Here is a 14392-nt window from a genome sequence, read left to right as displayed (position 1 = left end):
GCCCATGCTCAGTCGACAGCCGGTTTCGGGGTGGGTGAGGATGCGGGACCAGCTGGTCGCCGTGCCCGCGATCCGGCGGGCGGTCTCGGGGTCGATGGGGCCGTAGCCGTCGAGGATGGCGGGTTCGTCGCTTCGGCCCAGCAGGGTCAGCGCCGGCACCGTGATGCTGACCGTGCCGCGGATGCCGTGGCCGAGGCCACTGGGCCCGACACCGTCCAGGAGCAGGTCACGGTAGGCGTCGGGCAGGATTTCTTCCGGGACCCCGTCGGTGAGGGTGAGCATCTTCACCGCGTGGCCCCAGGTGATGCTGCCGCGGCTCAGGGCCTGGTGGAAGCCGGGCAGTTGGCCGGTGAGGCGGGCGGCGTCGAAGATCATCATGCCCGCCGTGGTGGCCGTCAGCCGTAGCGCCCCGGCGGCCTCGGCGGCCATGCTGCGGCGGGCGAGCTCCTCGTCGTCCCAGGCTGGACCGTGCGCGCCGGTGTCAGGGTCGTTCCGGCCGGACTCGACAGGGTCACCACACAGACCCGCCAGGATGCGCGGTTCGTGGCCCAGCCGGTCCAGCTCGGTCAGCAGCCGGGTGCGTTCGGCGTAGCCGGCCGCGATGACTTTCTCGTTCTCGATCAGCGGGTCGATGACCGCGCTGATCGCCGCCGCGACAGGATCCACCGCAGCACTGACCGCGGGGTCCGCTGCGGCATCGCAGGTGTCGCCGGGGGTGTGATCGGGTGTGGCAGCTGAGGTGGCCATAGGCACAGTGAAGCACCCACCACCGACACTCCCAGGCCCAGAAACCAAGCTGTGGAAGGGTCGAAAAAGACCGCCCTGTGGAGGAACGGTGAGACATCCATGCCCGCGAATCGGTCACGACTCCCGAGCACAGTCGATACACAGCTCCGCAGCCGGGCGGGCCTCGAGCCGCTCGCGGCCGATCGGCTCACCCCCGCGCAGGCACCGGCCGTAGCTGCCGTCCTCGATGCGCACCAGGGCCGCGTCAATGGCAGCCAGGGAGGCGGCCAGTTCGGCGTGCACCCCCGCCCGAAGCGACCACTCGTCGGAGAGGGTCGGGCCTTCGGGATCGTGCTCGTCGTCGGCGTCCCCGCCGCTGCGCGCCGCGCGCACGGCGTTCAGGGTGTCGCCCTGCCGGCCCAGCTCCCGCTCGAGATCGAGCCGTTGACCGCGCAGTAGACCCTCGAAATGGGCGATGTCGCTCGGGCTCAACCCGGGCACCTGCTTCGACGTGGTCACGAAATCGACACGCTGATCTCGTGCAGGCCGGTGGCGCCGTCCGGCGCGACATCGGCGAGCTTGCTGGTCTGCACCAAGCCGTTGGCATCCGTGGCGCGCACCCGCAGGGTGTGCGAGCCGCTCGGGGCGTCCCAATCCCAGCGCCACTGCCGCCAGGTGTCGACAGAGATCGCGTCGGCCAGGGTGGCGGGGTTCCAGTCGCCGTCGTCCACCTGCACGTCCACGGCCGAGACGCCCACGTGTTGGCTCCACGCGACGCCGGCGACCGTCACCGTTCCGGCGTCAACGCTCGCATTCTCGCGGGGTACGTCCACGCGCGAGGACAGCTTCACCGGACCCTTCTGGGACCAGCCGCGGGTGGACCAATACGCCGTCTCCTGGTCGAACCGGGTGACCACCAGCTCGGTGACCCACTTCGTGGCCGACACGTACCCGTAGAGGCCGGGCACCACCATCCGCACCGGGTAGCCGTGTTCGAGAGGCAGCGGCTCGCCGTTCATGCCCACGGCGAGGATCGAGTCGCGGTCGTCGGTGAGGGCCTCGAGCGGGGTGCTGGCGGTCCAGCCGTCCTGGCTGCGCGACAGCACCATGTCGGCGTCGGCGAGCGGCTTCGCCCTGGCGAGCAGGTCACGGATCGGGTATCCGAGCCAGACGGCGTTGCCGATCAGGTCGCCGCCCACGTAGTTCGACACGCAGGCCAACGTGGTGGTGCTCTCCGCCAGTGGCAGGGCCAGCAGCTCGGCGAAATTGATCTCCACCTCGTTCTCGACCAGCCCGGTGATCCTCAAGGTCCAGGTCGACGGGTCGATGCGCGGCACCGAGAGGGCGGTGTCGATGCGGTAGAACTCCGCGTTGGGGGTGATGATCGGCGTGAGGCCATCGATGTCGAACGATGCTCCGGCGGGAATCGGGGTGCCCGGCGTGGAAGGTACCGGCAGGGGGAACAGTGCCCTGGCCGCATCCGCTGCCCGGCTGCCGGCCGTGAGCAGCTGGCCGCCGATGGCCGCGAGCACGCCGGCACCGGCGCTGATGCCGGTGTAGACGAGAAACCGGCGACGGTCCAGCTCGGCCGTCGCCGCCGTGGGGGCCCGGCGGACGCGCAGCCGGTTGATCAGCATCGTGAGCACCAGGGCGGCCACCACCATTGCCAGCACCGGAGGCACGGCGTCGAAGGGGGATGCCCCGGCGCGGGTGAGCGCCGCGGCGAGCGCGACCAGGCCGGCGGCCACGATCACGAACCGGCCGAACGGGGCACGCCGGTATTCGAGGATGCCGGCCAGCGCGGCCAGGACCGCCGCGACCAGGGCGATGAAGACGATCAGCGCCACCTTGTCGGCAGTGCCGAAGAGCGAGATCACCAACTCCTTGGCCCAGACCGGCGCCAGATCGATCAGCAGAGCACCGACCACCAGCACCGGGCTGGCACCGGGTGCGATGAGCCCGGCGACAAGTTCGGCGAGACCGAATCCGGCCAGAACCGCGGCCAGGCCGGCCAAGGCGGGCAGCGCGCGAGCCGGTGTCGGGGAGGCGGAGCTGGACATGGGATCAGCTTAGATTTACCGCCTGTGAGACGGGCGCACCCGCCCTTACGAATCCCTTACGAGACTGGGGGTGAGAGCGGGGCCGAGCACCGGGTTACAGCCGTGTTACGAACACGAGAACGTTGAGGGAACCGATAGTCAGAACTCTCGCCACGGACCTATGGTGAACCTACCCGCCACGACGAACGGTCGCACCCGACCTCCCCTGTTCCGTCGTCTTCGCCGCACCCTACGGCACCTCGTCGCTCCATCCGCATCCCGATCCCTCACGGATCCCGATCCCGATAGATCCCGCGAACCCGGACGACGATGCCCACACTCTCCGGTCGGCCGACACCCAGGCCAGACCCGGTCGGTGTTGCCGCGTGTTTCAGGGCCCTGTCGAACCCGCTCATGCTCGCGCTCAGAACCAGCACGCGAACCTCGCCCGAGATCCCGTTCGCGAACCCCGGACCCGAATCCGGTACCGAAAGAGAGACGGATGACTTCCCTTCATCCCAGCCTTGGCATACCCACTCCACCCGAATCCCCGGTGGATTCAGTAGTGCCGCCCGAGGCTATGCACCGGATCCCCACCCACCAACTGGCGATCGACGATCACCCGGTTCGACCCAAGTCGACGGGGCACGCGCACTCGCCGTCCCTCGTCATGCTGGTTCTGATCGCAACGGTAGGAATCCTGGCCTACGCCCACTTCCTGCTCAATCCGGCCAGCCGCGGCGACTGGCTGCCATACTCGCTCGTGATCATGGCCGAGTCGATCCTGATCTTCCAGGCGCTGCTGTCGATGTGGACGATCCTGTCCGGGTCTACAGATACTCGGGATTTCGACTTTCACCGTACCCAGGCAACTCTGGTGCGCGGCAGATCAATAGCGCGGGACGGCTTGAAGGACCAGCCCGAGCGGTGGCCCCTGCACCTGGGGGACCACCCGGCCACCATCGACGTGTTCGTCACCACGTATGGTGAGGACATCGACGTGATCCGGGAGACCGTGACCGCGGTGCGGGCGATGCACGGTGAGCACCTCACCTGGGTGTTGGACGACGGCCGTTCCGACGAGGTGCGTGATCTGGCCGCCGAGCTGGGCGTGCGCTACCTGCGCCGGCTGAGCTCGAACGGCGCCAAGGCGGGCAACGTCAATCACGCGCTCACGGCGAGCACTGCGGAGTACTTCGTGATCTTCGACGCCGACTTCGTGCCCAAGCGGGAGTTCCTCATCGAGACCCTGCCGTTTTTCATCGATGACAAGGTCGCCTTCGTGCAGACCCCCCAGGCCTACCGCAACCTGCACAACGTCATCTCCCGCGGCGCCGGATACATGCAGGCGGTCTTCTACAGGTTCATCCAACCCGGTCGCAACCGATTCAACGCCGCTTTCTGCGTGGGCACCAACGTGATCTTCCGGCGAGATGCGATCAACGACATCGGCGGCATGTACACCGACTCCAAGTCCGAAGACGTCTGGACGTCGTTGAAGCTGCACGAGGCGGGCTGGAAAACCATCTACATCCCCACCGTGCTGGCAACCGGACACGCGCCGGACACCGTGGAGGCGTACACGAAACAGCAACTGCGCTGGGCCACGGGCGGCTTCGAGATCCTGCTGCACAGCAACCCGCTCAGCCCGCGGCGCCGTCTCACCTTCGATCAGCGTCTGCAGTACCTGGTGACGGCATCCTTCTACCTCACCGGGATCGCGCCGCTGCTGCTGTTGTTGGTGCCACCGCTGGAGATCTACCTCGACCTGCGCCCGATGAACCTCTCGACCACGGTGGTGACCTGGCTGCTGTACTACGCGGGTTTCTACCTGATGCAGGTGCTTCTGGCGTTCTACACGATGGGCTCGTTCCGCTGGGAGACCCTGATGCTCGCCACGGCGTCGTTCCCCATCTACGTGGCCGCGCTGATGAACGTCCTGGTCGGCAAGGAACAGCACTGGAGCGCCACGGGCAACCGGTCCCGGGTGAGATCGCCGTTCAACTTCATGATCCCGCAGGTGCTCTTCTTCGTATTCCTCCTGCTCACCTCGGTGGTGGCGGTGTGGCGTGACCTCTCGATCGGCACCCTCACCCTGGCCACGGCCTGGAATGTGACCAACACTCTCATCCTGGGCACTTTCGTCGGCACGGCAATGCACGAGGCGCACCTGGCACGACGCACCCGCGCCCTGACCCGAAGGATGGTGTCCTGATGACCTGGGCCAACCGGTTCAAGCTCTTCTTCGGACTCGTCGTCGTCGTCGGCGTCGTCGCGGTCCTCACGCTCGTCTTCAACCAGCGGCAGGCCCAGGTGATGAGCGCCTCCGCCTCGATTCAGGCGGCGGAGTATCCGGTGGGCTCCGACTATGGCGGAACCGTCATGGAGCGACTCGTCGAGGACGGCGACCAGGTGCGGGCGGGTCAGGCGCTGTTCACCCTGCAGAGCCCCACCCTGCAGGCCGACCTTGCCGAAGGGCTGGTCACCGTCGACAGCGTGGCCTACTCGGTGGCCGAGGACGGCGTGCTCACCCTGACCGCCGCCGTCGACGGCACCCTCACCGACGTCAGCACCGAGCGCGGCTCCTTCGTGCAGGCCGGGCAGGTGCTCGCCGTCATCGACCAGGCCGGGTCCCTGTTCGTGTCGGCCGATTTCGTCCTCACCAGCGGCGACTATGCGCGGATCGAACCCGGCGCCGCCGTCGACATCGTGCTGCCGAACCAGACCAGGGTGGCCGGGACCATGGACACCCTGGACGTGCAGACGGCGAACGGCCATGCCGAGACCACGGCCAGGGTCCTGAGCCCGGACCTGGTCGACGGCGCCGCGAACGGGCTCATCGCACCCGGCACCCCGGTCACGGCGACGATAGAACTGCGCGACGACGGCCTCCTCGCCGGCGCCAGCGACGGCCTGTTCGGGTTCCTCCGGACGATCGGGCTGTGATCGTGCAGAGAACACCGCGCATCCTCGCCGTCGCCACCTGCCTCGTGATCGCCGCCGCGCTCACCGCGTGCACCACGACGGATGCCGTTGAACCGGTCGACACCGAGGCCTCGACCCCCGGCGCGGCCATCTTCCCCGGCAACGAGGTCGCGCCGCTGGTCGACGCCCTTCCTCAGCAGAGTCTGAAGGCCCTGCCGACAGCGCGCCTGTCCGACGGGCTCATCCCGCCGACCAACCGGTGGTTCTCCGGCCTGGTTTTCGGCGAGGAATCGATGCCGGTGTTCCCGCTGCCCCTCTCCTTCCAACTGAGCGACTCCGGCTTCGGCTTCGGACTGCCGGAGGTGTCCGCGGACACCAACGTGATCAGGGGCGGCTTCGCGGGTCAGATCGGCGTGCAGGTCGGCGACGGCGACGGGCTGGAGCAGGCGGTGACCGCCTACGACGAAGCATCCGTCACGATCGGCCAGTCCATCGACGGCGCCACGGTCGGCAGCACGGTGATCGCCGAGGGGTCGCCGTTCGTGTCCTTCGCTGCCGCTGCGGACGTCGCCCTCACCATGCCGACAGCCTTCAGCGAAGCCGAAAAGGGCGTGTGGAGTGTCGACGTGGCCGGCAGCACCTACGGCATGGTCAGTGCGGGAACACTTTCGTCCGGCACCGACCTGTCCCTCACGGCCGGCCAATCCGTGACCTGGTTTGCACTGCCGGACAGCGGCACGCTCACGGCCTTCGCCGAAGCGGCCCGGCACCCGGTCATCGGCACCAGCGTCGAGTACGGCGCCGGCACGGATACGGCCACCACGACCATCCACTACGACACCGGCGACGGCGGCGACACCCTGATCGCCGCGCTGCCGCACCAGGCACAGGGTCTCGCCGACGGTGCGTCGTGCACCGCGGGGGAGTACCCGAGCATCTACGGTGCGCTCACGGTGTGCGAGGGCAGGCAGCTGAGCTGGTCGGTGCCCGCGGTCGCTCCCAGCGGCGCCCTGGACCTCTCGGCTCTCGGTGACGAGGACCGCGCCGCGCTGGCCGACCAGGTGCGAGCTGATGTGGCGGCCACCACGACCTTCGCCGCCGACACCTACTTCGGCGGCAAGTCCCTCTACCGGGCCGCGAACCTGCTCGAGGTGGCCCGGCAGGTGGGTGCCGATGATGCGGTGGCCACGCTCACCGACCGGCTCAGCACCGCCCTCGACGACTGGACGGACCCCGACGCCTGTGCCCAGCGCACCGAACGGTGCTTCGTCTACGACCCGGACGCGAAGGGGATCGTGGGCCTGGCCACGTCGTTCGGCTCCGAGGAGTTCAACGACCACCACTTCCACTACGGTTACTTCTTCTATGCCGCGGCGGTGGTCGCGGCCGACGATCCCGAGGCCGCACAGCGCTGGGCGCCGGTGCTGAATCTGCTCGCCGCCGACCTCGCCACCAGCGGCGGCAGCGAGTACTTCCCGGACCGAAGGGTGTTCGACGCCTACGCCGGCCACTCCTGGGCCAGCGGCACCTCGCCGTTCGGCGACGGGAACAACCAGGAATCCAGTTCAGAGGCCGTGACCGCGTGGAACGGACTGGCGCTCTGGGCCGCCGCCAGTGACCAGGCCGACCTCGCGGCCGAGGCCGAGTGGATGCTCTCCAGTGAGGCGGCCTCGTCCCGTGCCTACTGGACCGACTTCGACCTCGACGACCCGGTCTATGCGGGCTTCGACCACACCGTCACGTCGCTGGTCTGGGGCGGTAAGCGCGACTACGCCACCTGGTTCAGCGCCGAGCCCAGCGCGATGCTGGGCATCCTGGTGCTGCCGATGAGCCCGGTCGCCGGCTACCTCGGCGGCGACCCCGACAGGGTGAGCGCCAACCTCGCCGACGCCCTGCCGGAAGGCAACTACGACGTGATGTTCGGCGACTACCTACTGATGTACGCCGGCCTGCGCGGCCCCGAGGCCGCATCCGACGCCCTGACCGCGGCGGCGAGCCTGCCGGAGGAGCGGATCGACGACGGCAACAGCCGCGCCTATCTGATGGCCTGGCTGATGCGGTGGAGGACTCCTCCGGCCGGATAGAGGAGGATTGGGGGATCATGGCAACCCTCACCGCCCTCCCGCACAACACCGATCCCGACCAGCTTTTCGAGGCCTTCGAAGCGTGGGCAGCGGATGCGGGCCTCCGGCTCTACCCGGCGCAGGAGGAAGCTGTCATCGAGATCGTGTCGGGCGCGAACCTGATCCTGTCCACCCCGACCGGCACCGGCAAGTCCCTGGTGGCGATCGGGGCGCACTTCGCCGCCCTCTCGGCCGGCAAGCGCACCTTCTACACGGCCCCGATCAAGGCGCTGGTGAGCGAGAAGTTCTTCGCCCTGGTGGAGATCTTCGGCGCCGAGAACGTGGGCATGATGACCGGCGACTCGTCGGTCAACTCCGACGCTCCGATCATCTGCTGCACCGCCGAGATCCTGGCCAACCTGGCGCTCCGGAACGGCGAGGACACCCCGGTCGACCAGGTCGTGATGGACGAGTTCCACTTCTACTCCGACCCCGACCGCGGCTGGGCCTGGCAGGTGCCGTTGCTGCTCTTGCCGCGGGTGCAGTTCATCCTGATGTCGGCCACCCTCGGCGACGTCACCGACATCGCCGCCGACCTGTCCCGCCGCACCAACCGGGATACCGCCGTCGTCACCGGTGTGGAGCGCCCGGTGCCGCTGCACTACTTCTACGAGACCACGCCAGTGCACGAGACCGTGGAGGACCTGATCAAGACCGGCCAGGCGCCGGTGTACATCGTGCACTTCGCCCAGGCCGCCGCCCTGGAACGCGCCCAGGCGCTCTCCAGCGTGAAGGTGGTCACCAAGGAGCAGAAGGAGGCCATCGCCGAGCTCATCGGCGAGTTCAGGTTCACCACCAGCTTCGGCAAGACCCTCTCCAGGCTGATCAGGATGGGCATCGGTGTGCACCACGCCGGCATGCTGCCCAAGTACCGCCGGCTGGTGGAGCAGCTCGCCCAGCGCGGCCTGCTGCGGGTGATCTGCGGCACCGACACCCTCGGCGTGGGCATCAACGTGCCGATCCGCAGCGTGCTGTTCACCGCCCTGACCAAGTACGACGGCGTCAAAATGCGCCAGCTCAACGCCCGCGAGTTCCACCAGATCGCCGGGCGGGCCGGCCGGGCCGGCTTCGACACCGCCGGCACCGTGATGATCCAGGCGCCCGACCACGAGACCGAGAACCTCAAGGCCATCCAGAAGGCCGGTGACGACCCGAAGAAGAAACGCAAGATCATCCGCAAGCGCGCCCCGGAGGGCTTCGTGTCCTGGGGCGAGCCGTCGTTCAGGCGCCTCGTCGACGCCGAGCCGGAGACCCTCACCTCGAGCATGCAGATGACCAGCGCCATGCTGATCAACGTGATCGCCCGCGGCGGCGACGCTTTCGCGAACGTGTACTCGCTGGTGTTCGACAACCACGAGCCGTGGAAACGTCAGCTCGCCCACGCCCGCCGGGCGCTCGGGATCTACAAGACCCTGCGTGCGGCCGGGATCGTGGAGCAGGGTGCGGACGGCAGCATCCGTTTGACCGTCGATTTGCAGGCGAACTTCGCGCTCAACCAGCCGCTGTCGCCGTTCGCGCTGGCCGCGTTCGACCTGCTCGACATCGAGGCGCCCACCTATGCCCTCGACATGATCTCGGTACTGGAGTCCACCCTCGACGACCCGCGGCCGGTGCTGATGGGTCAGCAGTTCGCCGCCCGCGGTGAGGCCGTGAACGCGATGAAGCAGGAGGGCATCGAGTACGACCAGCGGATGGAGCTGCTCGAGGAGATCACCTGGCCCAAGCCCCTGGACGAGCTGCTCAGCTACGCGTTCGAGACCTACAAGCAGTCCCAGCCTTGGATCGCCGACTTCCCGCTGCGGCCCAAGACCGTGGTGCGTGACATGTACGAGCGGGCGATGTCGTTCGGCGAGTTCGTGGCCTACTACAAGCTCGCTCGCAGCGAGGGTGTGGTGCTGCGTTACCTCTCGGATGCCTACCGGGCCGCCCGGCAGACCATCCCCGACGAGGCCAAGACCGAAGACCTTCTCGACCTGATCGAGTGGCTCGGCGAGCTCGTGCGGCAGGTGGACTCCAGTCTGCTCGACGAGTGGGAGGAACTCATCCACCCCGACCTGGCCGCGCACGAGTCGACGGCGCACGCCGTGGTGCCGCCCGCGCCGCACCGGCTCACCACCAACACCCGGGCATTCCGGATCCTGGTGCGGAACGAACTTTTCCGCCGGGTGCAGCTGGCCGCGCTGGAGAACTACGACGCCCTCGGCGACCTCGACCGCGACAGCGGTTTCGGGGCGGATGCCTGGGCCGACGCCATGGACGGCTACTACGCCGATCATGACGAGCTGCTGGCCGGGGCGAATGCCCGCGGTGCCGGACTGCTCATCCTCGACGAGGGTGCCACCGTGTGGACCGCCCGGCAGATCTTCGACGACCCGGCCGGCGACCACGACTGGGGCATCAGCGCCACGATCGACCTCGCCGAGTCCGACGAACTGGGAGTGCCGGCGTTGACGGTGACCGGGATCAACCGGCTCTAGCCGCCGGTCCCGCTCCTCGCCCGCTCCTCACCGCGCCCAACTGTTCCCGAAGCGGACAAGTGCGCCCGGTGTGCCGGGTGCAATTGCCCGGAACGGGAACAGTTGTGGGCGGGAGGGCGCCCGAACCGGCGTAACCTCGGGCCATGGCCACTTCAGACAACCAGCCGGAAACCCCGATCATGACGCCGAAGCCGGCACCCAAGCCGGGCCCGCGGCCCGGTCCGGGACCGCAGCACGGCGCCCAGCCGAATTCGGCGGCCACCGGGGGAACGCCTACCCCGCGGACCGGCCCGATCCGCGCGGCCGTCATCGGCTTCGGGCTCTCCGGCCGGGTCTTCCACGCACCGTTCCTCGCGGCCAACCCCGACTTCTCGCTCGAGGCCATCGTGACCGGCGACCCCGATCGGGGCGCCAAGGCCATCGAGAGCTACCCGGGGGTGCGGATCGTACCCACCGCCGAGGCGCTGTTCGCTCAGGCGGCCGACCTCGACCTCGTGATCATCGGCACCCCGCCGGACACCCATGTGGCGCTGGCCAACGCCGCCCTCGATGCGGGCCTCGCCGTGGTCATCGACAAGCCGTTCGCGGTGGATTCCGAGCAGGGCTGGGCGCTGCTGAACCGGGCCGAGAGCCTGGGGCTTCCGCTCACGGTGTTCCAGAACCGACGCTGGGACGGTGACTTCCTCACCCTTCAAGCGCTCCTGGCCGATGGCGCCCTCGGCGACGTCTACAGATTCGAGTCCAGGTTCGAGTTCTTCAAGCCCGGCACCCCGCGCAGCTGGAAGGCCGGGGCGACCCCGGCCGCGGGCGGCGGCGTGCTCTATGACCTCGGCGCGCACCTGATCGACCAGGCCGTGCTGCTCTTCGGCCCGGTCGATGACTTCACCGCCGAACTGTCCACCCGCCGGCCGGGCGGCGCCGCCGACGACGATTCGTTTGTGTCGCTGCACCATGGCTCCGGGGTGCGTTCGCACCTCTGGGTAAGCTCGTTCGCGGCCCAGACCGGCCCACGGTTCAGGGTGCTCGGCTCGGCCGCGGGGTACACCAAATGGGGAGTGGACGGCCAGGAGGCCGCCATCCAGGCCGGCAACCTGCCCAGCGACGCCGACTTCGGCCTCGAACCGGAAGCCACCTGGGGCCGGCTCGGCGCCGACGGCGCCAGCCAGGTCGTGCCGACCCAGCGCGGCCAGTACACGGCCTTCTACGAGGGCCTGGCGAATGCGCTGTTGCGCGGAGCGCCATTGCCGGTCAACGCTGTCGACTCGGCACACACCATCGAGCTGATCGAACGCATTCACGCGTCCGTGCGCTGACCCGCGCTTGTCACCGCCGGCCCGCGGGCTCAGCCGTTCTTGGTCCAGTCGAGGTTGATGACCTGGCGGAGGTAGATGTCCTCGCCGAGCCCGGCGACCTTCGGGTTCATGCGGAGGAGCTGCTGCATCGGCAGGTCGAAGCGCTGGGCGATATCGAAGAACGAATCGCCCTCGATGACCGTGTAGCTGATCGGGTTGCCGGCGCCGTCGTATTCCGGCGCGGCCTGGGCGCCGGGAATCGCGCCGAGGTCAACGGCGGGGCCCTCCGGAATGGGCTCGGCCGGCACCTCGGGGTTTGCGGTGAGCTCCGGCGCGGGCGCCTCGGCCACCGGCGTCGGGGTCGGGGTCGGTGTGGGCGTGGGCGTCGGCGTGGGGGTCGGTGTTTGGGTGACCACGACAGTCGCCGTCACCACCGGTGCGGGCGCGGCGGCGCAGCCGGCCAAGGCCAGGCCACCGATCAGCATCACCGACAGCACGACGGCCCGTCGGGTCGGCCGGGTCTGGGCAGTGCGACGCGGTGCAGCTGGGCGCGGAACAGAGAGGCGCGGCGCGGCCGACTGCGGTGAACTGGTGAGATTGTTGATGGTGTACCCCCGAGAAGACAGTTTAGGTCAGGATTCTCCCGGCGCAGCCGGCGTGCTGTGCCTAATACGGGGGACACCGGGCCGCGTCGCCAGGTACCCGCTGGATATGATCGAGCCGGGGGAACCACGACACACCGACAGATTCTGCAGCGACGGCGTGTGCTGGCCGCGGTCCTGGCCCTGGCCGGGGCATCCGCCGGGGCGCTCACGAAGGCTCTCACCGGCGACGCGGCCTGCTACGCCGGATACTACGGGGGCGGCGACCCGTGCGCCATCGAGACGAGCACGGATGCGGCAGGCACCGTAATCATCGCGCCCTCCCGCGATCTGGTTGCGGGGGAGAACATCACCATCGCGGTCGGCTTCACCCCCGGCACCATCATCGTGCAGTACACCCCGCCGGAGGATCTGTCGCACATCCTCACTGCCCTGGGCCCCCAGCTGAAAAACGGTTCCAGGCTGCGGCTGGACACCACGGACCAGAAACTCGGCGACCGGCTCGAACGGTTGCGCGGTTCGATCACCGACCAGCGAGAAGGGCGCCAGGCAGCGGGACTACCTGCTGGGCCTGCGCGACTACCTGGTATTCCGGCGCGGGTGGCACCGCCGTGTTCACCCAGAACGTCGCCGGGTTCACCCGCTGATAGGTCGGGTGAGCTTCGCCACAACACCGACGAAGAGTTCGGGGTCGGGTTCGGGGTCGTCACGGTCGGGCTCCGGCGGCAGCAGTTCCTCCGGAGGAACCTCAGGTGGCGGCTTCTCCGGCGGTGGTGGAGGCGGCGGTCGCTGACCCGAAAGGCCGGGCGCTCAGCACTCGATGACGTTGACCGCGAGGCCGCCCTCGCTGGTTTCCTTGTACTTGGTCATCATGTCCAGGCCGGTCTGTCGCATGGTCTCGATGACGGTGTCGAGCGAGACCAGATGGGTGCCGTCGCCGTGCAGGGCCAGCCGGGCCGCCGACACCGCCGTCGACGCGGCGATGGCGTTGCGTTCGATGCAGGGCACCTGAACGAGTCCGCCGACAGGGTCGCAGGTCAGGCCGAGGTGGTGCTCCATCGCGATCTCCGCCGCGTTCTCCACCTGGCGGGGCGTGCCGCCGAGCACCGCGCAGAGCGCCCCCGCGGCCATGGCGCAGGCCGAGCCGACCTCGGCCTGGCAGCCGCCCTCGGCGCCGGAGATGGAGGCGTTCGCCTTGACCAGCGAGCCGATCGCCACCGCGGTGAGCAGGAACCGACGGATGCCGGCCGCGCTCGCGCCGGGCACAAAACGCAGGTAGTAGTGGGCGACGGCGGGGATGATGCCCGCGGCGCCGTTGGTGGGCGCCGTCACGACGCGGCCGCCGGACGCGTTCTCCTCGTTGACCGCGAGGGCGAAGGCGTGCAGCCACTCGGTCGAGGTGTCCCGCTCGCGTTGCTGCAGACCGTCGTATTCCTCCAGCTGCATACGGATGGCGGAGGCACGGCGTTTGACGCCGAGACCGCCGGGCAGGGTGCCGTCCACGCGCAGGCCCGCCTCGACGCAGGCGTGCATGGCAGCCCAGATCGCGTCCAACCCGGCATCCAACCCGTCGGCGCCGTGGATGGCTTCCTCGTTGGCGCGCGCGACATCGCAGATGCCGATGCCGTGGCTGTCGCAGAGCGCGAGCAGGGCGGCACTCGAGGCGTACGGCATCGGCTGGACCACCGTGGCTACAGGCCGGACCGGGTCGCCGTCGCGGCGGATGAAGCCGCCGCCGATGGAGTAGTAGGTCTCCTCGAGCAGCGCGGTGCCGCTCGAGTCGTCCCCCCAGGCCGACAGCGTCATCGCGTTGGGGTGTCCGGGCAGCCGGGTGCGCGGTTCGAAGACCACGTCGCTCTTCTGCACAGCAACCGGGTGGCTGCCGTTCAGGCGCAGAGTGGACCCGTCGGTGAGATCGACCCAGCTGTTGCGCACCTCGGCGGGGTCGCAGGTCTCCGGGGTGAGGCCCGCCAGGCCCGCCAGAATCGCGTCGGGCGTGCCGTGGCCGAGACCGGTGGAGCCGAGCGAGCCGAACAGCGAGCAGCGGATGCGGCGCACCTCGGGCAGCCGCCCACTCTCGGCGAGGTGCTGGGCGAAGGTCAGGGCGGCCCGCATCGGGCCGACAGTGTGGGAACTGGATGGACCGATTCCGATGGAGAAGAGGTCGAGAGCCGATACGTACGCAGTCACCCGCTCTATCGTACGCGG

General features: G+C 69.0%; 9 protein-coding genes and 1 pseudogene. 5 read left to right on the top strand and 5 right to left on the bottom strand.

From position 1 onward, the window contains the following. The 3 genes and pseudogenes from E3T19_RS16220 to E3T19_RS16210 form a co-directional block, all read right to left on the bottom strand. A pseudogene (locus tag E3T19_RS16220) lies at positions 1 to 747 on the bottom strand (hypothetical protein); the annotation flags it as partial. Between the two features lie 114 nt (positions 748 to 861). Then, positions 862 to 1245, bottom strand: coding sequence for a TraR/DksA C4-type zinc finger protein (locus E3T19_RS16215; protein ID WP_198415074.1), 384 nt, complete (start codon positions 1243 to 1245; stop codon positions 862 to 864). Then, positions 1242 to 2786 (bottom strand): molybdopterin-dependent oxidoreductase, encoded by a 1545-nt coding sequence (locus tag E3T19_RS16210; RefSeq protein WP_134409350.1) that lies wholly within the window; start codon positions 2784 to 2786, stop codon positions 1242 to 1244. Before E3T19_RS16210 ends, E3T19_RS16215 begins: the two co-directional genes overlap by 4 nt. A 544-nt stretch (positions 2787 to 3330) precedes the next feature. Between E3T19_RS16210 and E3T19_RS16205 the strand changes: the two genes are divergently transcribed. The 5 genes from E3T19_RS16205 to E3T19_RS16185 all read left to right on the top strand — a co-directional run bounded on the left by E3T19_RS16205 (position 3331) and on the right by E3T19_RS16185 (position 11603). Next, positions 3331 to 4980: a glycosyltransferase gene (locus E3T19_RS16205; RefSeq protein WP_240632232.1), complete on the top strand. Its 1650-nt coding sequence runs from the start codon at positions 3331 to 3333 to the stop codon at positions 4978 to 4980. Beyond that, positions 4980 to 5711, top strand: coding sequence for a biotin/lipoyl-binding protein (locus E3T19_RS16200; RefSeq protein ID WP_088456764.1), 732 nt, complete (start codon positions 4980 to 4982; stop codon positions 5709 to 5711). Before E3T19_RS16205 ends, E3T19_RS16200 begins: the two co-directional genes overlap by 1 nt. Continuing rightward, positions 5708 to 7774 (top strand): glycosyl hydrolase, encoded by a 2067-nt coding sequence (locus E3T19_RS16195; protein WP_134409349.1) that lies wholly within the window; start codon positions 5708 to 5710, stop codon positions 7772 to 7774. Before E3T19_RS16200 ends, E3T19_RS16195 begins: the two co-directional genes overlap by 4 nt. Positions 7775 to 7791: 17 nt before the next feature. Beyond that, on the top strand, positions 7792 to 10290 hold the full coding sequence (locus tag E3T19_RS16190) for an RNA helicase (protein ID WP_134409348.1): 2499 nt from the start codon (positions 7792 to 7794) through the stop codon (positions 10288 to 10290). Between the two features lie 143 nt (positions 10291 to 10433). Further along, positions 10434 to 11603, top strand: coding sequence for a Gfo/Idh/MocA family oxidoreductase (locus tag E3T19_RS16185; RefSeq protein WP_240632231.1), 1170 nt, complete (start codon positions 10434 to 10436; stop codon positions 11601 to 11603). A 29-nt stretch (positions 11604 to 11632) separates the two neighbouring features. Here the strand turns inward: E3T19_RS16185 and E3T19_RS16180 are convergent, their stop codons facing one another. Both E3T19_RS16180 and E3T19_RS16170 read right to left on the bottom strand, forming a co-directional pair. Next, positions 11633 to 12079 (bottom strand): LysM domain-containing protein, encoded by a 447-nt coding sequence (locus E3T19_RS16180; protein WP_166788909.1) that lies wholly within the window; start codon positions 12077 to 12079, stop codon positions 11633 to 11635. Positions 12080 to 12994: 915 nt separating this feature from the next. After that, complete coding sequence (locus E3T19_RS16170) at positions 12995 to 14374, bottom strand: L-serine ammonia-lyase (RefSeq protein ID WP_134409345.1); 1380 nt, start codon at positions 14372 to 14374, stop codon at positions 12995 to 12997. Between the last annotated feature and the right edge of the window lie 18 nt (positions 14375 to 14392).

This window comes from Cryobacterium sp. TMT4-31 (genome assembly GCF_004403385.1).
GTDB classification, from domain to species: Bacteria; Actinomycetota; Actinomycetes; order Actinomycetales; family Microbacteriaceae; genus Cryobacterium; species Cryobacterium zongtaii.
This window is presented reverse-complemented; position numbering and strand designations above follow the sequence as displayed.